The sequence below is a fragment of the Paenibacillus sp. OAE614 genome (assembly GCF_040546645.1).
GTDB lineage: Bacteria > Bacillota > Bacilli > Paenibacillales > Paenibacillaceae > Paenibacillus_AQ > Paenibacillus_AQ favisporus.
This window is the reverse complement of record NZ_JBEPOD010000001.1, coordinates 6,484,735-6,505,267: the sequence shown is the minus strand read 5'-3', so window position 1 is coordinate 6,505,267 and position 20,533 is coordinate 6,484,735. Positions and strand designations below refer to the sequence as shown.

Below are 20,533 nucleotides of genomic sequence, written 5' to 3'. Positions count from 1 at the left end.
GATGAACGGCATTTTAGAGCGGTTTGCATCCAGCTATGCCGCGGCCCAGGAGAGCCTGACGGGTAAGGGAGACGACCAGAGCAGCATCCATTACCCGGCGGTGCTTCTGTTTATCGGCGACAAGACGGCGGACGCCATCGCCCCGATCATGAAGATTCACCGGCAAAAATGGGATAACAGCGCCGGAGTGACGTATTTCCATGTCGGCACGGCGTCCGGCAGCGACAGGGGGGCCGCCGCTTCGGACGAGACCCACGGCCCTTTGGCGTCCATGGCCGCGGGCGAAAGTCATGCGAATGGAAGGTTTGAAGCCAAAGGGTACGGGTTCGGCGAAGTGCGCTCCGAAGGCGGCGGCTCCTTGCTGAGCCGGTTTCTGTTGGACGACTCCGCTGTGCCGGGTGATCCCAAAACGATACGCAAAGAGCTGCACCGGGCGTTCTACCGGAACGAAAAGCAGTTGTTCGAGCTGAATAAGGCGATCCGCCGGCTGGAGTCTCATATTGCGGGCTACGGCCGGATGTATTCCTCGTTCGACCGGATCCATCTCTCTGTCATTACGCGGGTCGACGACCCGCTTAATGTGTTCATACCGGAAATTTCGCTGTTGGCCCAGTCGATCTTCAGCCAGTCCTTCAAGTCGGTTCAGATGGACCTGTACGCGCTGATCAGCGAACGGGAGCAGCTGGAGTCGTTCGGTTACGCCAGCTCGGCAGGGATGGCCTTTCTGCGGGAGCTCGACATGATGCAGCGCCCCGCGTACACGTTCTCCGCGCCGCTGCACGTAACGGAGGATGGACTGTCCATTCCGGTAACGCATCCGGCTTCACCGCTCTTCGATCTGGTGTACGTGCTGTCGGACAAAAACGAGCGCGGCATCGCCGATCCTGGCGGCATGCAGGACAACTATGAGATCATCTGTCACCTCGGCCTGCTGAAGAACCGAAAGCAGAAAGAACATCAGGTCGACGGTCAGACGGGAAGCTATAACAATACCTCCTTCAAAAATAACATCATGACGGAGTCCGGCCGGCAGGGCTATGTCTCCGCCGGTTTCTCCAGGGTCAAGCGGCCGAACCAGCCGATTGCCCTGACGGTGCTGTACCATTTCTACAGTCAGCTGCTGCTGCGGATGAAGGCCGGAAGGGAACTCGGCATCAAGGAACGCCTGGCGTTCTTCGGGCTGGATCCGGCGGCGGTTTCGTCGAATGCGGACCATGTGGTGCCGGACGGCAGCCGGATCGAGGAAATGAACGGCATGATGACCCGGCCGGTCGGCTTCGCTTCGCTGAAAGGCATGTCCGTACGCGAAGCGGAGGAGGCGCTGTTCGGTGACGGGTGCAAGCGGTATTTTCAAGCCAACTATGAGCAGGAGGCAAGCGAAACGCTGGGCCGCCTGGACGGGGCGGAAGAGCTGGATTCCGTCATCCGGCAGCAGATGGCGGAGCATCCGGAGATCAGCGTGTTCCACATTGCGGCATGGACCGGCGAGAAAGACGGGGCAGGCGGTGTGCTGGAGGCGCTGCGGGCCCGGATCCGCGATATGGCCGGCCAGCTGGAGGCTGACCGGGCCGAGCTCGACCGGTATTACGGCGAGCAGGTGGGGAACCTGCCTTTTCCAAAACGGCCGCTGATGGACAAACATAATGTGCGGAGCTTTATCCGCTATTTTCTGGAGACCATCTATCAGCGCAAGCTGGAATTGCTGCTCCTGGAGACCGAGCTGAAGCTGTACCGCCGCTACGAGGCGGAGCTGGAGCGTCTGCACGGCCACTACAAACGGCAGGCGCAGCGGCTGGAGCAGCTGGAGGGTGAGCTGCATGCCTCTGCGCAGCAGAGCATTCGGGCTGCAGACGATTATATCGGGCAGAACATTATGGAGTATTACGGACTCGTGACGGAAGACATCATGCGCGACCTGGAGGCGAAGAGGGGGCCGCTTATCTTTTTCGAGGACCGTTATGTCGGGAACCTGTCCGCATTGGCAGCTGCGGGGACCGACAGACTGCTGGAGAGGCTTATTGCTGTCGTGGAGCGTGATTTGCTGACGGCGGAGCCTTTTGATCAGACCTTTGAGGACGAATTGCTGCGCCGGGCCAACGTAACGATCGATTACAGCAACAAGCAGGTGCTGTCGAAGGAAGACCTGTTCAAGATGCTGTACCGAACCCTTGAGGAGCATGCAGTCATTAACGTGCGGCTGTTCGACTATACGCAGGAGCACCGCTATGAGGAAAAGTATTTCTTTGGCGATGCCAGCAGCGAATTCGTCCGGTATGCCCTAGGGGCAGACGAGACCTCGCGCATCTACAAGCTCGGGGTCGTGCACGAGAAGCGCAGCAGCGGCGTCGAGAAGCTGAACCTGATGGGCGGATTCCATCTGGAGGACTTGATGTATTACCGCAACGGCAAAACCTATTATGAGACGTACGTCCAGAACGGCTACGAATTTCACGGTGTGGACCCCGGGCAGCTGCCGGAGCTGCGGTAAGGGCCCGGGCGCCACTTAAGAAAGGAAGCATGGTATCATGCAGCGTAAAATCAATCTGCTTCTGCTGCTCCTCAGCCTGATTGGCGGCGCGGCCGGCTACGTCATCGGAGAGGTCGTGCTGCACGTGTGGGGCAGCGATCTTCCGCGAATCGTGGCCATTGGATTATATGTGGGAATCCTGGCTCTCTGCATCGGCACCGGGTGCCTGATCGCGGAGATGATGTCACCACGCCTGAATGGGCCGTCCTGGAGACAGCGGTATATGGGGACTTCCTGGAAGCTGCTCGTGCCGGCCACACTGGTGCTGGTCTTCGTGCTGGGATTGGTTTTGGAGTTCGTCTATGAAGTCAATCCCGGCCATGCGAAACCGGTCAAGGACATTGCTCTGGTCATCGACAACTCCGGAAGCATGGGGGAGACTGACCCGGACAATGACCGCTACACGGCAGCCAAAAACCTGATCAACCGGATGGACAGTGACAACCGGGTGGCGGTGATGGTCTTTAACGACCAGACGACCCTGCTGCAGCCGTTTATGAAGGTCAAAAATAAGGATGCCAAACATAAGGTCATCTCCGAAATCGACGGGCTTGAAGCAACCGACGGGGGAACGAACATCAGCCTGGCGCTGGCGGATACGATGAAGCATATCGAGGAAACGAATGACGCCAGCCGGAACACGATGGTTATCCTGCTGTCGGACGGCATCAGCGATGTCGACCTGAACAGCGCCCTTGCGGCGTACAAGCAGCGCCAAATCGCCGTCAACACGATCGGGCTCAGCCTGGTTCAGGCGGATGGGGCGCAGCTGCTGCAGGATATTGCCCGGGAGACGGGCGGGCAGTATTACGACGTGTCCAATGCGGGCGACCTGTCGCCGGTCTTCCAGCAAATCTATGAAGACGTAGGCGACCGGACGCTTCTGACTGAGCGGACCGGCCCAACGCAGGACAGCGTCTATTACCGGATGCTGCACATCGCTTTCATCGCCATCATCGGCGGGGCGATCGGCTTGTCCCTCGGCCTGATCTTCGACAACCGGTATTTGGCCCGCAGCTTTGGTATTGGCGGCGTGGTGTCCGGCTTGATCGCCGGAGCCGTGCTCGAATTTGGCCTGTCGGGCTACACCGTTGGCGACGAGATGGTCCGCCTGCTGTCGTGCCTGATCCTGGCCGGCGTGCTCGCCTTGTTCACCGGTGTCATTCCGGTGAAGGAGAACGGCAAGCTGGCGGCCGGTCTTCAGCGTCCGGGCCAGGCCGGACGGACGCAGTCCGGCTTCGACCGGCGCCAGAAAGACAACACGAGCAGAGGATTCTAATCAGGGAGGCGCATGACATATGCGGTTTATCGATGCACAGCCGGGCGACCCGGTCATCCGCGGCTTGTCCCACCAGCTGGACGAGGATCGCTGTACCCTCCGTTGGCAGTGGCCGGAGGGGATTCAGGCCGTGTACATCGGCAGAGCTTTTGACATTCTTGCGGAGGACGCGGGAGAGGGCGGAGCTTCGGCTCCGTCCGATTCTCCTTCCGACAAGCTGAGGTTGTATACCCGAAACGAATACAAAGCGAACAACGGTTATCACGACCGGATCGAGGGCGTCGGACGCGTCATCTACACCGTCTATGCTTCGGTAACGGAACAAGGCGATGCCGTCCTGTTTCGCCAGCCTGACGGGGCCAATCGTGCCGTCTTCAGCACAGGCAAAGCCCGCGTGACCGTCTCCATCCGCGAGAAGGGCGGATGGCTGCAGAAGTTCAAGACCGTGGAAATCCGGGTGACGACCGAGGTCCCGATCCCGAAGGAGGCGCTCTGCTATGTCAAGAAGCAGGGAAGCTACCCCGCCCACAAGGAAGACGGAACGGTGTATCCGTTCGTCATGGATTTCGCGGCGGGGAAAAACGTGCTGCCCGCCATCGAGGTGGGCAAAAACGATTACGTGCGCCTGTTTTTTACGGACGGGAAGAAGTACGGGCAGCTCTTCGAGTTGGTGCAGGGACGCTAGGGTCGCTCCGGTCGCTCCGGTCGCTCCATATATGCCCCTTCGGCTTCTGTTGGGTCGCTCCATATATGCCCCTCCGGCTTCTGTTGAAATCGTGTTATTTTGATGAGATGGGAAGGGAATAACACGATTTCAAAGGAAGCACGTAAACTCTCCGGTCCATATATTCCGCTTGGCAGAGGGCAATTTGTGGGTAGACTCAGGATGCTCCATATCGACATGGCAGGGAGCGTTTGTGGGCGGACTCAGGGTGCTCTATGTTCGCTTGGCTGTAGCAGGCTAGGAGCAGAACTCAAAGGAGTAAACGGAAGCTGGATAGCTCGAAGATGGCAGGTACAAGCCGATTCAGGGATCCGGTGCAGGCCGTACCGTGCTACCTTGTGGGCAGGAATGTGCGATAAAATATAGAGATTAAACATATGAACTATTAAACTAGTGAAATTAAGGGTTAGAGTGAGCGGATTAAATTTAAGGGTGGATTGCTAGCTTTGAGGGACGAATTACAGGACAAAAAGTGCTCAAGCTTGCGGAATTGACCTGTAAAGTTGCAGAATGGAGTTTGAAGGTTCGAGGTAGAGTTAAACGTTAGATCTGCAGAACAAATAGATTAGCAGAAATAATAGATGACCAGAACGAATAGATTAGCAGGACGTATACACTAAGGGAGCAGAGCTTTGAGGGAAGTGGATAGAGAGAAGTGCTTAGAGAATAACAGCTTAGAGGGAACGAGCCTAGAGCTTAAGAGTGAGCGTACTCCATAGGGCATAAGCAGTGCGAGGCCCAGGGTTAAAAATGCTGCCGGAGATGACCTAGCGGAGAGGACGGAATCATTCTGGAGAAGCGGCAGCGGTCGCCTTTGCCTCGGAATTTCAACCTTTATAGGGTTAACCAAATCAGGAAATTTGGAGGCAACAGCGATCGGAAGAATGATCCGGCATCGGAGCGGGCTTTAGCTTCTCTGCCACGGCTCGAGGAATATATTCTCGATGTTTTGCTTCCGCAAAACGAGAGATATCAGCGTCTCTTCGAGTCAGCTCACGAAAAGTCATCAGCGCCTCTTCGAGTCGGCTCATGAAAGGACATCAGCTCCTCTTCGAGCCAGCTCACGATAAGGCAGCAGCGCCTCTTACGAGTCAGCTTACGATAAGGTCATCAGCGCCTCTTACGAGTCAGCTTACGATAAGGTCATCAGCGGCTCTCTCGAGCCAACTCACAATGAGATTACTAGCGGCTCTACGAGCCAGCTATTGAACATAGAAGTACGGGAAAGGGGGAACGACAGCATCATGGGCATTTTTGACAGGTTCAAGAGGAAGCCGGAGCCGGAGCCCCGGCCATTGTTTTACGATATCGTATGTCCGTACTGCTTCAGCAAATTTTCGCCGGAGGAGGTCGTGTTCCGCGCTGCCCACCATCGGGAAGACGATGAGGATTACGCACTTCGTGAGGATGAAGAGCTGAACCGCTACCGGGAACGCTTCGGTCTGGATTCGGTGTACGACATGGAGGCGATCCTCTATCCGCGGGATATTCCCGAGGAGCATCAGATCTACTCCGATCACGTGCTGATCGGGCTGAACGACCGCTACGGGGTGGTCACGCGCAGACGGCTGTGCCCGAAGTGCCATAACGAACTTCCGGTAACGGCGGGCAAAGTGCCGAGCAATATCATCTCGATCATCGGCGCCTCGCAGGTCGGCAAGTCGGTGTATATGACCTCGCTGATCCATACGCTTCAGCATATGACGGCAGACCATTTCAATGCGGCCTGTATGCCGCTGAATGCGGAGATCAGCCGCAAGTTCCGCACGATGTACGAGGAGCCGCTGTTTGAACGCGGAGACCTGCTCGCTTCCACGCAGAAGGAGAAGATGCAGGAGCCGTTTATTTTCCAATTCGTGTTCAAGGACGAGACCAAGCCGCCGCTCACGCTGGTGTTCTTCGATGTGGCCGGCGAGGGCATGGTCGACGAGGATTACCTCGGCCTGCACGGGCAGCACATCAAAAACTCCGCGGGCATCCTGTTCATGGTCGATCCGCTGCAGATCCGTTCCATTCGGGAGAAAATACGCCTGAATTTAGGCGACCAGTCTGGCGAATGGGTGTCGCAGTACGATGAGCCGCGGGACGTGGTATTGACCCTGTTCGGCGACTTTATCGCCTACGAGGACAAGGGCAAAACCGACATACCAACAGCGGTGGTCCTGACCAAGAGCGATATGCTCCACTCGTTGAAGGACGAGGACGGCGAGTACGTGAAGCCGAACAGCAACATTTTCAATAACATGGTACACCGCAAATATTTGAATCTGACCGAGTTCGAAAATATCGACGGAGAAATCCGCCGCTTTATCGAAAAGGTCGATCGGCCGTTTAAAGGGACGATGGACGTGTACTTTTCCAATACGGCTTATTTCGCGGTGTCTGCGCTGGGCAGCAATCCGGTGGGGCAGAAGCTGCAGAGCGTGGTCAGCCCGATCCGGGTGGATGAGCCCTTTATCTGGCTGCTGTACAAGCTGAAATACATCGAGGGGAGAGAAGACTAGTGCCTGATTTCACTCCCAAAAAGGTTCAGCAGCAAATGTATACCCGCGAACGGCGCGGGATTTTCCGCTCTACCGAAGGGTTTGATACGATCGCCAGATCGCTGGGGCTGGAGCATGGTTTTATTAAAAAGGTGCTGCATCCGTTCTGCCAATACGACGCCCCGGCGGAGCTGACCGCTCGGAGCGAGAAGGAAGCGGCCGCTTATCCGGACGCCCTGCATCTGTTTCGGGCCGAGACCGGGGAAACGGTTCTAGGGCGAAGCGTGTACCAGCCGGCGGATTTTACCGGGCTGCGCAGCGCCTTTTTTACCCATAACTATTTACTCCCACCGGGCTGGATGGAGCAGACGGGCACAGATTACCGCAGGCTGCTGAACGCCCAGTTTACCGATCATTATGACATTGAGCTGGGCCCGGACCTCCCCGAACTGGGGGATTTGCCGGTGGCGAAAGACGGGCAGAATCTGGCGGCGGCCGAGGTCATGGCGCTCCTGGATGAGCTGCATATTGACGAGAAGGTGTTCAAACAGCTGCTGTTTGCAGCCATGTCGTCGGTATCGGGTAAAAAGAAGGTATACATCGTCCTGGACGTTCCGGTGGAGCAGTTGTCCGTCAAGGCGCGCGAACTGCTGCATGTGCTGTATAGCAGCCTGCCTTACGCGCTGCGTAGCGAGCTTGGTTTTCTGACGTATGCCAAAGAGCCGCAGAGCAAAAAGGGCATCCATTTGACCTTCGTGGAAAAAGGGGGCCTGCGCCTCGGCGACCGCAGCGTGGAAAAGGATTACTTGTTTGAGCTGGCGGCGGGCCGCGTCATCAACGTGGATTTGGACTGGTCCAAGCAGCCGTATCTGGATTTTGCCTGGGCGAATCTGCGGAATCCGGAGCGGGCGGAGGATTTTTATGCTTTTGCCGACCAAATGATGGAGGGCATGGAGCCGATCCGGCGGATCTCGGTTGCGGGCTACCATGAGCTCTGCGTGCTGTACCAAATCGATCAGGGGCGGGAAGAGCTGTATACGGCGCAACCCGGCACGGTGCTGCGCTGCATCCTTGATTATCTGTCCACACCTGGGGCAATTCATGCCAAAGCCCGGCTGAATCAGCTATTCTTGACGCGTTTTGACAAGGAGTTGGATCGGGTGAAACTGGGCGAGGTGCCAGGTACGGACATCATCGAAAGCATCAAGGATTACTATGCCGTCGACGGCAAAAATTTTGGCCTGCGCATCGTGGAGTATTTCATCCGTACGATCAACAATGCGCTGTCGCAGCAGCGTGAGGATATTGCGCAAGCCGCGTACGGCATGCTGGAGAGCACACCGGCCTTGAGCCGCACTTTCTTCGCCCGTGTGCTGAGCAGCCCGGGGCTGCCCGCCCTTCTGTTCGAGCCTTACATAGAAAACAGGCTGAAACAGGCAGCGACAGCCAGCGATCTGGTCGAGCTCGCCGGCGCCTGGGTGCAGAATCACCCGATCGTGCTGGAGAACGCCGTGTTCACCAAGCTTGCGGAAACGCAGCTGATGGACAAGCTGGGCCGGGAGTCCGATCCGGTCCGCGCCGTGAATGCGGTGATGGACCAGTTGGACGATCTCGAGCGGGATCCGGGCCGCGGCCTGGGCCAAATCGAAGGCGGGTCACGGTTTGTCGACCGGCTGGTGTATGCGGCCAATCTCTTTTTGCTGAAGGATCTGGATTTGGAACGTCTTTCGAGAGAGCAGCTGCTGGATATTGGATTTCTGCGGGAGCCGAAGGAATTAAGATCGTGGGTATCCCGATTCGATGCCCGCATCCGCTCCAAAGCGAATGTTATGCTTGCGCTCTATCAATGGTTCGGTACCGACCATCCGAAAAGGGAGGACGTGCTGGACGGATTGTCCTTTGCGGAGAGGGATCAGGTGCAGTATATCGGCCGTGGCTGGCTGCAGCGGGAAGTGAAGCCGGAGGTGTTCGAGTGGATTACTCTGGCCTTCTGTCAGGACGTGGAGACCGGCGCGGTGGATTACGGATCCCTGCTGGATTTCGTGTATAAATACGGAGACAGCCCGGAGACGGTGTATGAGTACATCCAGTGGTCGGCGGACCAGCCGCTGTTTGTGCGTCCGCGAGGCCTGGTGCCCGCGTATGCCGCGGCGATCGTGTCGTTTATGAAAAGAAATGACCCGGGCGCGTTCCGGAACAAAGACAAGGTGAAAAGATACTTTGACTCCGCTCCGCAGGCGCTTCAGCCGGCTTACGCCCGGGCGCGGTCGGAACTTGCGCCATCGTGGATGAAATTTTTCAGAAACAACCGCAAGCCGATCATGCTCAGCTCGGTGCTGCTGGTCATTGTCATCGCAGCAGGCGTCACGATGCTGACGCTGCAGGCGAACGGCGCCTTTGATCGGAAGGCGGACCCGGTAGACGTTACGAAACCGCCGGTCGCTTCCCAGCCTCCGGCGACGGAGACGGCAACGGAAATTCCGCTGCTTACGGCGGAGCAGGTCAAGGATGGGGAGCAAGGGGAATTGACGGAGCTCACCTTCCACTTCAAGCAGCCGGAAGCCTGCCGGGACTTCAAAGCCGGTGAAGTGACCGTCCTGGACAAGGACGGTAACATCCTGTTTGAGGCGATTGATCCGCAGACGGTCAGTCAGTGCGCAGCGGATCCGGCCGGGGGAACGGATTCCACGTCCGGAGATACGACAGGTGGCAAGGCAACCGACGGGCAGACCTCCGATTCGGCAGGAACGTCGGGCACGGATGCGGCGGGAGGCGGCCAGACCGGCGAAACGCCTGGCGGGACCGATACGGATACGACGAAGGACGGACAGGCGGATACCGGCGGGTCTTCCGGAAAGACGAACGTTACGGATGGAACGGCGGGAACGGACTCGAACGGTGGGGGAGCGGACGCCGGTCAGTCGTCCGACAAGGCTGCCGATCAATCGGATGCATCGACCGGCACTGCCGGCGGTAAAGACGGTACAGCTTCAGGCAGCGGAGACACCAGTAACGGTGGCACCGGGGGAGCGGCGGACAGTTCAGGAACTACGGGAACTACAGGTGCACCCGGTTCCGGTAATACGTTGACGGACGAATACACGAGCACCGTAACCGTGAAGCTGCGCAAAAAGCTGGACATTAGCCAGATTGATAAAGTCAACGCGGCCGGCGGATCGTTTGTCTTGACCGTAAATTCTGGGCAAGGAAACACGGATCAGGAAACTGGCGATACGACCGACGAAAAGGCATCCGGCGATCAGCCGTCGACGGATGGGAAATAAGGATGAATTTCAGAGGCAGGATAGATTGGCCCCATTAATAGAAATTCATAAATGGATAAAAGGAAACCCCTTAATCGCACCATTCATGCGATTAAGGGGTTTTTTTAAGCCTTCATTTGCGGGGAATCCGGGTTAAGCTGCATAAATTCAATGCGGTTTCCGTCCGGATCCTTCACCCAGCACTGCCAATTGGTGTCTTTTCCCTGTTGGGGCTCCACGTCCAACGGAACACCATGCCGTTTCAGATGGGCGGCGATTTCTTCGATGCTGTCCACTTCCAGGCACAAATGCGAGAATCCGATGGGGCGTTTCACCGCTTCGGGTTTATTTTCAGCCCCATAAAACAGCTCGATAAACTGGCCTTCACGCACCTTGATATACTCGATCCAGGGGTTGCCATGATCATCCTCAATCGAAAAGGCTTTTTTAAATCCGAGAATGCCGCAGTAAAAATCGATCGATTTGTTCATATCGGCTACATCAAAGGCCAAATGCCCAATCCCTCTAATCATTCGGTCTACCTCCCGTAGATTGATTTAGAATTCCGATTCGGTATGATTCGTCGTCCGAAGGTAACGCTTTCATCTTATCTAACCAAAGCGCTATTGGCAATTTGTATTTTCGAGTATCCATAATGTTCGTCTTTTATGGTATTGTGTTATGTAAAATGCATTTGATTTAATTATTTTTCGATAAAATACGAACGATTGTCATATTCATTGTTGACACATTCGTGTTTATCCATTACACTAACTCCTGTAAACGATAAATAACAGATACATTGTTCGTATAACCTCAATGATATGGTTTGAGGGTTTCTACTAGGGGCCGTAAATCCCTGGCTACGAATAGGCTGCTTCGCATACCTATTCTATGCCGGGGATTTTTTTGTTGACCTAACCCATTTCAGGAGGAACATGATGAGTAAATATGATGTTATTGTCGTTGGAGCCGGTCCGGCCGGTGTTTTTGCCTGTTATGAATTTGCGTTAAAGGCGCCTCATCTGAAGGTGCTTCTGGTGGATAAAGGGCATGATATTTACCGCCGCAGCTGTCCGATTCTGGAGGACAAAATCAAGTTATGTCCGCCTGCCGGCGGCCGTAAGGAGTTTGCGGGCTGCGTGCCCGCCTGCTCCATCACAGCGGGCTTTGGCGGGGCCGGAGCTTACAGCGACGGAAAATTTAACATTACGACCGAATTTGGTGGCTGGATGACGGACTATCTGCCACCATCCAAAGTGCTTGAGCTCATCCGTTACGTTGACGAGCTGAACCTGCATCATGGCGCTACGACGAATATTACCGATCCGACGACGGATGTCATCCGGGGCATTGAGCAGCGCGGTTATGCGGCGGGTCTGAAGCTGCTGCGGGCACAGGTACGGCATCTCGGCACGGAGCAGAACCTGGAAATTTTAAAATCGATCTACGAGTTTCTGAACACGCGCATCGACATGATGTTCAAGGCCGAGGTGGAAGACATCCTCACCGTCAAGGAAGACGGCGTCCACACGGTGCAGGGCATCGTCCTGAAGAACGGGGACAGTTACGAGGCGGACCGCGTCATCATTGCTCCCGGCCGGGACGGATCAGCCTGGCTGACAAGCATTCTGAAAAAGCGCCGGCTCAAAATGTACAACAACCAGGTCGACGTCGGCGTTCGCGTCGAAACCTCCGATGTGGTGATGTCGGAAATCAATCAGCATCTGTACGAGGGGAAATTCGTCTTTAACACCTCCGTAGGCACTCGGGTCCGCACGTTCTGCAGCAACCCTTCCGGCCATGTCGTGGTCGAGAATCACAGCGGAGCCATGGCGGCCAACGGCCATTCTTTCAAGGATCCGGCGCTGGGCTCGTCCAATACGAACTTTGCGCTGCTCGTCTCACATAAATTTACGGAACCGTTTGATAAGCCGAACGAGTATGCGCGTGAAATATGCAAACGGGCCAACGATTTGTCCAATGGCGGGATCATTGTCCAGAAGTACGGCGATATTTTGCGCGGACGGCGCTCGACCGAAGGGCGGATCCGGGAAGGATTTCTGGAGCCTACCCTGAAGGAGGCTGTACCGGGGGACCTGGGTCTCGTTCTGCCCTACAACACGATGAAAAGCCTGATCGAAATGGTCGAGGCGCTGAACCATGTCACGCCGGGTATCGCTTCGGAGCATACGCTTTTCTATGGCGTCGAAGCCAAGTTCTACTCCGCCCGTCCCAAGTTGTCGGAGACGCTGGAGACGGAAATCCGCGGGCTGTACTGCGGCGGCGACGGAGCGGGGATCACGCGCGGTCTGGCCCAAGCCGGGGCGGCCGGCGTTTGGATTGCCCGCGGGATTGTGGAGTCGCTGTCCCGGTAAACAATAGCATATAGAAATTGGTGAGATTCCTGCCTGAATGTTAGGCGGGAATCTTTTTTTCACTCAAAAGGAAGATACCCTGCCTGTCCGCCCTAAAATAGAAAAATTTTACTAGTCGGATGTCTTTAATCAGGATAAGATCGATGCAGAACAATTCAGCGTTGTGGCTTGCATCCATTCATAAATACGTAGGAGGAATGAAATTTGCAAGGGTACGGTAAAAGGTGGGTTACCGCCGCGTTGACGCTGTGCATGGCACTTGGTGTGCCTTCACTGGCTTTGGGCGCAGGGGTCAGAGAGGACTCGGCATGGCTCAGCGTCAGCACTTGGCAGCCGGATGCTACCGCCAGCACGAAGGGGGATTTGCTCACCGCGGGATGGGTTGGAAACGGCAGGGTGCTGGCCGCAAAGGACGGCAGCGTGCTGGTGTCCGACACGGTGAACCACGTAATATGGAAGGTCAGCGGCACGCAGCGGACCGTTTTTGCGGGAATGCGGTTTGCGGGCTATAACAAGAGCAGCGAGCCGCTGGGCGGATTGCTGGACGGGGCTGCGAATACCGCGCTGTTTAATCAGCCGATGGGCATGGATACGGATGCCGCCGGCAATTTGTACGTCGCCGACTCGGGGAACCATGCGATCCGCAAAGTTACCCCTATAGGGCAGGTCAGTACGCTGGCAGGAAACGGAGTGCAGGGGTTCAAGGATGGCACCGGTTCGGCAGCCGCGTTGAATACGCCAGAGGATGTGGCGGTGGCGAAGGACGGATCCGTGTACGTTGCCGACACGCTGAATCATGTGATTCGGAAAATCACCGCAGACGGTACGGTCAGCACGCTAACCGGCTCTTCCGACCGTGTAGTAGAGGTCTACTCGGGAGTGGCGGCATTCGCTGGCGACTACAAGGACGGGGCGCTGAAGGATGCACGGTTTAACGAGCCGTCGGGGCTGGTGCTGGACGATGAGGGGAACCTCTACGTCAGTGACTCCGGCAACCAGGTCATTCGCTATATTAATCTGAAAACCGGCATGGTCACGACGGTCGCCGGATCGGTAGCGGGAGATGGCCAAGGGGCGACATCCACGAAACTCTACCGGGACGGGGGTTACCAAGACGGCGCGGCAGCTTCGGCGAAATTTAATCATCCCGTTGATGTGGCTTGGTCCTCCTCTCAGCATGAGCTGGTCATTGCCGATTCGCTCAATCAGGTCGTGCGAACGTTGAAAGACGGCCAGGTCCATACGCTTGTGGGCTCTTTGCAGGGAGAAGAAGGGAAGGCAGAAGGTATCGAGAGCACCTCTTTGCTTTCTTATCCGCAGGGCGTTGCTGTAAGCCAGGATGGGAGTGTCGGCTGGATTGCCGGAAACGGCTTGCGCCAGTGGAGCTTGTATCGGCAGCCGGATCATAAACCGATGAAACCGGCTGGTACCGTTTACGTGGCCTACAACGCCAAATGGCTGCAGATCGATACGCGGGTGACCAAGGACGGCCAGACGCTCATCCCGCTGCGATCTATCGCTTCCGAGCTTGGACTGAAGCTGGTATCGGCCTCGGCCAAGTCTGCTCTGGTTCAATCGGGAGACCGCATGATTCAGCTGGAGGCCGGCAGCACGGCCCAGTCCATCGACGGAAAATTGTATGTGCCGATCCGGACGCTGACGGACCTGCTGGACAAGGACGTGAAATGGCTGGCTTCGGAGAAAACCGTGGTTATCCGTGATAAATAAAGGAAAGGAGTTGAAAACAACGTGAGACGAGGAAAATTATCTTGGAAAATGGTCAGCTCGACGCTGATTCTGCTTCTTGCAGGCTCGGCGGCTTGGACGACGCAGGCTTCCGCCGACAGCACACGCAGCATGACCATCAGCCGCATTGACGGACCGGCTTATATCCAGCAGAGCGGGGGAGCGCTGCGCATTCAGGCGTATCCGGGAATGCTTTTGCATGAGGGTGACACACTTGTTACCGAATCCGGCGGTGCGGTGCTGTCCATTCAGGACGAAGGGGACGAAATCACGCTGGCTCCGAACAGCGAAATTCGGATCAAGGTGCTGACGGGTGGAGCAGTACAGTCGACGACCAAGCTGGAGCTGATGTCAGGCCAGGCGTATACGAGCGTCCATGATCTGCGTGAGTCCCGGGACGTGTTCGAGATGGATGTCCCCGGGCAGAAGCTGGAGGTCAAAGGAACGCAGTTTTTTGTCATTATCAATCCATTGACAGGTATCCCTGATGTTGCCGCGGGAGCAGGTGTGGTCAAGGTTTCGGGTACGAACCCTCAAAGCTTTGCCGGGAAGGCCGGGTCACCCGTCACTTTATATCCAGCCCAGCAAATCAGCTTAACGCCCGGCGTGGATCCATCCCTTCAAACGCCGACCGGCGTCGATATTTCGGATCTTGTTCATCAGGCTTCACCGGACATCATTAAAGCCATCATCCAAAACAAGGCGCAGATTGACCGGGAGAACCAGGAGTTGATTGAGCAGCAGAAGAAGCAATTGGAACAAGGTCAGTCCAAACCTTCCGGTTCTTCGGCATCAAACGGGTCAAACGACCCCTTTTTGGTAAGCCAACTGGAAGACCTTCAAAAAATCCAGCAAAATTTGAATGTCTTGGTCGGCAATGTAGCCAAGGAGGCGAGTAGTCAGGGTAAGATCGAAAAAAGTAAATTGGATCAGTTGATAGAACAGGTGAACCGCGGGATTGACGACCCGAACGGAAAAATTGACCTTGGAAATGTGCGTCCGTTTGATCCGACCGTAGGATTGGACCCGCAGTTGGAGGCTAAACGCAAAGAGCTGGAGAAAGCTCAGCAGGAGCAGCTGAAGAAGCTTCAGGAACAGGTTAAGGAGCAGCAGCTGCAGGAAGAGTTGCTGCAACAACAAATGCAACAGCAAATGCAGCAGCAAATGCAACAGCAGATGCAGCAGCAAATACAGGCTATACTTGATAAGATCCTGAAAATGATCACTGAAATGCAGCAGGCCAACCAGAGGGTAAAGGAAGAAATCACGAAGAAGGCCGAGGGGCAGTACACGCAGCAGCTGAGCGCTGAAGAAAAGAAGCGTTTTGCTGAAGAAGCGAAACGGCGCGAACAGGAGCGGATCCAAATGGGAGGCCAGCAGCCTGCCGCTCCTACACAGCCGACTGCCCCTACGCAGCCAAATTCGCCGGGTGGGTCGATGACACCTCCGGTGAAACCGCCAGTGGATCCTCCGGTCGATCCTCCGGTCGATCCGGAACCGGAACCTTCGGATATCAAGGCGGTATTTGATCCGAGTATTCCGGAACAGGTACTTATGAACGCCCCTCATCAATTCTCGTTTGGCTTCCGTGGCAGTGAGTCAGAGAAGGATATGAAGGTGAAGGTGAGGCTGACGTATAGTTCCAAGTCAGGTGCCAGCTTGGATAACATCGAATACAAATATCAGTTTGATCATAGTGATATCATTCCTGGTCAGCTCGAGAATGGGGGCGTAACCCTAGCAAAGCCAAACGGGGATGCTTTTACCATTGAAGAGCTGGACGGAGCACCAATTTCCTTCGAAACAAGCTGGCCTCATGTTGGCGACTATCACTTGAAGATTGAGCTCTTAAAGGATGAAGGAGGTGCGGATGATCCGCTCGTAACGGTCGATAAGGATTTCCATGTCCATTTTATAACAACCGATCCTTCTCCTATTGAGGACAGTCCTTTGGAGTATAATCTCTTTGTACAGGGTGATTGGATTAAGCCTGACACTAAATTGGCGCTTCGGATTAATCTGAATATAGCGGATGGAAAGCCAGTATCAGGAGCAATGTTTAAACTGTTACATGGGGAAGATGTTATAGCTGAAGGTACAACGGAATACGGTTACGCTAATCTTTTGCTAGACCAAGAAAAAACCGCACTTACGTTAGGTCTCGTCGACGAAAACGGACGTTCTGCGGAAGGGGCAAATTTAACCCTTCAGTGGATAGATGTAGAAGGCCATGTGCCGGATAACGGACAGTATACAGCAGAGCTCCAATGGATGGGGCAATCAGGTGAGAGCGAAGAGCCCTTTTCATTAGGAAAACCGTTCCCCATCCCTTTCACGGTCGATTTCCCACAGGAAGATACGCTTTAAGCGAATAACTTAGACGCATTCATAAACAACCCGGACAGGATCCCTCCTGCCGGGTTGTTTTTTTAAGAGATCAGAAAGTATAAGATTCGGAGCCTCCGCTTCCGGATCTCGCAAGAAAAACTTCCTTTAAACGCGGTCTGTCTTCTTTGAAGGTACGTCGATAGACGTTTTTTTTATATACCTACCTCTTCTCCCATCTGATACGATGTTGTTGAATTTAATGCTATGAATATTCTGGGGGTGAACCGCTTGAAATTCATGATTGTAGACGATGAGCCGCGGCACCGCCGGGGCATGGCCGGGATGCTGTTGGCGAGCCGGCCCGGCTGCGAAGTGTTTACGGCCGGGGACGGAGCCAAGGCGCTTGAAATGGCCGGCATCGACCGGCCCGAGGTCATATTTACGGATATCCGGATGCCGCAAATGGACGGGCTTACGTTTCTGCGGCGGGCGAACGAAGCCTTGCCTTACAAGCCGCGGATCGTGATGCTGTCCGCGTACAACCTTTTCGAATATGCCCAGGAGGCATTGCGGCAGGGGGCTTTTGATTATTTGTTAAAGCCGGTTGATGTCGACAAGCTGGAGGAGGTGCTGGAGCGGCTGGAACACATCTACCGTGAAGAAAGTGAGGCACGGGCTCGAACCATAGCACTGGAGCAGCAAATGACTGCAGCTTCCTTGGCGCATCAAGGGCGTTTGATGCAGCAGTGGCTGTCCGGCAGCCTGAGCTTGGAGGAGGAACAGAGCTGGCTTTCGGCCGGAGTCGTGGATGGTCCTGGAGCGGTCATCGTTTCTGAGCTGGAGCCGGCCAGCGGGGATGGGAGCGGCTCTGCCACGGAACATTCGGATCGCGGGATGTCATCTGGGTTCCACGCCCCATCACCTGACACTTACACCGAACCCCGCTCCACCTCTCTGACGGCCGATAGGCTGCACCAAGCGCTGAAGCGCGCCTGCTCTGCCTTCGGTAAGGCCTTGACGATCGCCTGGGATGCGGCGGATTGGACTCGGCCGAGGTGGGTCACGATCCTCCAAACGGGTACAAGCTTTGGTGAAAAGCGGGAAGACATTCGCAGGGGGCTTATGAGCCTACAGGCAGAACTCACCGCTGTGGGGTATTCCGGCAGATGGGTACATGCGATCGGAGAAGAATGCGTTGAACTAGCGGAGGGGGGCCCTCAGTCTTACCGGACGGCTCTGGCTGCGCTGCCGTATCTGTTTTACGACCAGCAGGGGGCCGTGTTGTTTCATGGCGAGCTTCTGCCGGTACAACCGGTTTTAATGTGCTCTGCCGCAGAACTGCTGGATCTCCTGAATGCCGGCGATACGGAAGGTGCAAAGGAATTGTGCCGTACAGCCGTGACCGCCATGTCGGCTGACGGCATGGCCGAGCCGCAGTCCGTCAAGGACCAAACCTGCCTGCTCCTGCTGAAGCTGGCGGACAGCAAATCAGGGTGGGGGATGAACCCGCTGACGGAAGAAGCCGTACGGCAGATCCGCACCAGCCGGCGGTTTGCGGAGCTGCTGGAGATTTTGGATTCGGTGCTCGAGCAAATGGGCGTCACCCTGAAGGAGCAGAAAAAAAGCAAACGCGAGCTCGTGATCGACAGCTGCCTGGAGCTGATGCGCGAGCGGTACATGGAGGATTTATCGCTGGAATCGGTGGCGGAATCGTTCCGCTTCAACCCGTCTTATTTCAGCACCTTGTTCAAAGAGGCGACAGGCCGTTCTTTCTCGGATGTTCTCATTGAGATCCGGATGCGTAAAGCCGAAGAGCTGCTGCGGGACGGGAGCGGATTAAAGGTGTACGAGATCGCCGAAAGGTGCGGTTTCCGCGATACGAAATACTTTTCCCGGAGCTTCAAAAAGCATGTCGGTGTTACGCCGGAGGCGTACCGTCATTGGGCCGGGCAGCAAAAATCAGGGGAGGGAAGGTCCAGATGAAATTCCGCTCCAGGCTTCTGGCCAGCTATGTCGTCCTCATTGCGCTGCCCCTGCTGCTCCTGAGCTTCATCTACTACCGGAACAGCTTGAGCTCGATGCGGGATCAGGCGCAAAACAACGTGCTCGAAATCGTCAAGAAGAGCAATGAAGTCATGGATACGAAGCTGAGGAAGGTAGACCAGGGCAGCTTGGCCTTGTTCGTGGACCGGGACCTTTTTCGGATCTTCAACCAGCTGGATCCTTCCGTCCCGTCGGAGCTGCTGAATGCGGACAGGCAGGTGTCGGCCATCCTGAGCAAGTATTTTACGCAAAATGAGGATGTGTATACGTACCAGCTGTGGACCTCCTACTACAGTTTCGGCTCACAGCGCAATCTTCCGCAGGGGGATCCGACTCGCACGGCGCTGTATCAGGAGGCGGAGAGGGCACATGGCAAAATGGTCTGGTACCCGACCTACGATTTCGTCCAAATGTTCGATCAGCCCTGGCTGCAAAACAGCGATATCGAATACCGGTACATGTTCTCCGCCACCCGCCTGATGGAGTTTTCCTATGTCGACAATTCCACACTGGCAAGGCTGGAGCCGAACGTGGAGCGGCCGGTGCTGACGATCGGCTTCAAGGCTGACTTTTTCAACTCCCAATTCGAGCAGAGCATTCCGACAGGATCGAGCTACTTGGTGATTGATCCGGATAACAAGGTCGTGGCCAGCTCGAACGCCTCCCAGGTAACCAAAGTGTTCAATGAACAATGGGTGAACGCCATTCGAAAGGCTGGAAGCGGAACGCAGCGATTGGTCCTGGGCGGCCAAAAGACGATCTTGTGCTTCGACCGCTCCGCCGTAACTGGGTGGCTGTCGGTGGTCATGATTCCGGAATCCACGCTCGTCCGCGGCTTTATTCCGACCATCCGCACGTCGACGATCCTGCTGGCTGCTCTCCTGGCATTGATTGCATACTTGTTTGCTTATTTTATCGTCCGCAAAATGACAGGCCCGATCCGGCAGCTCTTCACCGCCATGCGCTCGGTCGGCGAAGGGGACTTTCAGACCCGGGTAGAGGTCAAAACCCATGACGAGTTCGGGGTGCTGCTGCAGCGGTTCAACCGGATGAATTCGCGCATCGAAACGCTGGTGAAGGAAAATTACGAAATCCGGATCAAAGAGAAAGAGGCGGAAATCATGGCGCTCAATATGCAGATGAACCCGCATTTTCTCTACAATACACTGAACATCATGAACTGGATGGCCATCGAATCGGGACAGAGGGAGCTGAACCGGATGCTCGTCCGCCTGTCCAATATGCTGCATTACACCTCGCGCAAGGACTGGGGAGCCGTAACGGTTGCCGAGGAGCTCGAGTGGATGAAGGACTATTTTTACATTATGGAGGCCCGCTTTGAATCGAAGTTCACGGTTCATTTTGGCATCGCTCCCGAGCTGCTGGACACCCCGGTGCCGAGGCTGCTGTTCCAGCCGTTCGTCGAAAATGCCATTCTCCACGGATTCGAGCAAATGGAGGAAGGGGGACGCATCGAAGTTACCGGAGAGATCAAGGGCGGGACTCGTGTGCTGGTTGTTTCGGATAACGGGCGCGGCATGAGCCGGGAAACGGTTCAGCGGATTTTGTATGCAGAGTCCGCTTCGATCGGCATCAAAAACACGATTTCCCGCATTCGTCTTGCGTATGGGGACGAGTACGGCATCGATATCGAATCCGCAGTAGGCCAGGGAACACGCGTGATCATCACACTGCCCCACTTTTCTAATCAAAGTCCACCATTCCAAAAATAATCCGGTTTTGAAAGCGCTGCCTAAAATCT

The 20,533-nt window shown here is 55.7% G+C and carries 11 protein-coding genes and 1 riboswitch; of the genes, 10 read left to right on the top strand and 1 reads right to left on the bottom strand.

The features are described from left to right. Position 1: 1 nt before the first annotated feature. The 5 genes from ABIE48_RS29845 (at position 2) to ABIE48_RS29825 (ending at position 10,297) form a co-directional block, all read left to right on the top strand. Entirely contained in the window at positions 2–2,488 is a 2,487-nt protein-coding gene (locus ABIE48_RS29845) for a transcription initiation factor TFIID (RefSeq protein ID WP_192716078.1), read from the top strand. A 37-nt stretch (positions 2,489–2,525) separates the two neighbouring features. Then, positions 2,526–3,806: a vWA domain-containing protein gene (locus ABIE48_RS29840; protein WP_192716077.1), complete on the top strand. Its 1,281-nt coding sequence runs from the start codon at positions 2,526–2,528 to the stop codon at positions 3,804–3,806. Between the two features lie 19 nt (positions 3,807–3,825). Further along, positions 3,826–4,491 (top strand): beta-mannanase, encoded by a 666-nt coding sequence (locus ABIE48_RS29835; protein WP_145027130.1) that lies wholly within the window; start codon positions 3,826–3,828, stop codon positions 4,489–4,491. Positions 4,492–5,774: 1,283 nt separating this feature from the next. Continuing rightward, positions 5,775–7,034, top strand: a complete 1,260-nt coding sequence (locus ABIE48_RS29830; protein WP_192716198.1) for a hypothetical protein — start codon at positions 5,775–5,777, stop codon at positions 7,032–7,034. Further along, on the top strand, positions 7,034–10,297 hold the full coding sequence (locus tag ABIE48_RS29825) for a GAP1-N2 domain-containing protein (RefSeq protein WP_192716076.1): 3,264 nt from the start codon (positions 7,034–7,036) through the stop codon (positions 10,295–10,297). The genes ABIE48_RS29830 and ABIE48_RS29825 overlap by 1 nt, the downstream gene beginning before the upstream one ends. 104 nt (positions 10,298–10,401) lie before the next feature. On the opposite strand, the gene ABIE48_RS29820 is transcribed toward ABIE48_RS29825, so the two are convergent. Beyond that, a complete protein-coding gene (locus ABIE48_RS29820; RefSeq protein WP_192716075.1) occupies positions 10,402–10,809 on the bottom strand; it encodes a VOC family protein in 408 nt (135 codons plus the stop codon). A 253-nt stretch (positions 10,810–11,062) separates the two neighbouring features. Then, positions 11,063–11,162, top strand: a riboswitch (purine riboswitch). A gap of 55 nt (positions 11,163–11,217) precedes the next feature. Between ABIE48_RS29820 and ABIE48_RS29815 the strand changes: the two genes are divergently transcribed. The 5 genes from ABIE48_RS29815 (at position 11,218) to ABIE48_RS29795 (ending at position 20,504) form a co-directional block, all read left to right on the top strand. Next, positions 11,218–12,654 (top strand): NAD(P)/FAD-dependent oxidoreductase, encoded by a 1,437-nt coding sequence (locus ABIE48_RS29815; protein ID WP_192716074.1) that lies wholly within the window; start codon positions 11,218–11,220, stop codon positions 12,652–12,654. A gap of 204 nt (positions 12,655–12,858) precedes the next feature. Next, a complete protein-coding gene (locus tag ABIE48_RS29810) occupies positions 12,859–14,382 on the top strand; it encodes a stalk domain-containing protein (RefSeq protein WP_192716073.1) in 1,524 nt (507 codons plus the stop codon). 207 nt (positions 14,383–14,589) lie between these two features. Then, positions 14,590–16,767: a FecR domain-containing protein gene (locus tag ABIE48_RS29805; protein WP_192716072.1), complete on the top strand. Its 2,178-nt coding sequence runs from the start codon at positions 14,590–14,592 to the stop codon at positions 16,765–16,767. Positions 16,768–17,025: 258 nt separating this feature from the next. Continuing rightward, the gene (locus ABIE48_RS29800) at positions 17,026–18,711 is read left to right on the top strand and encodes a response regulator (protein WP_354520739.1); all 1,686 of its coding nucleotides are present in this window, start codon (positions 17,026–17,028) and stop codon (positions 18,709–18,711) included. Continuing rightward, the gene (locus ABIE48_RS29795; RefSeq protein ID WP_192716070.1) at positions 18,708–20,504 is read left to right on the top strand and encodes a sensor histidine kinase; all 1,797 of its coding nucleotides are present in this window, start codon (positions 18,708–18,710) and stop codon (positions 20,502–20,504) included. The genes ABIE48_RS29800 and ABIE48_RS29795 overlap by 4 nt, the downstream gene beginning before the upstream one ends. Positions 20,505–20,533: the final 29 nt, after the last annotated feature.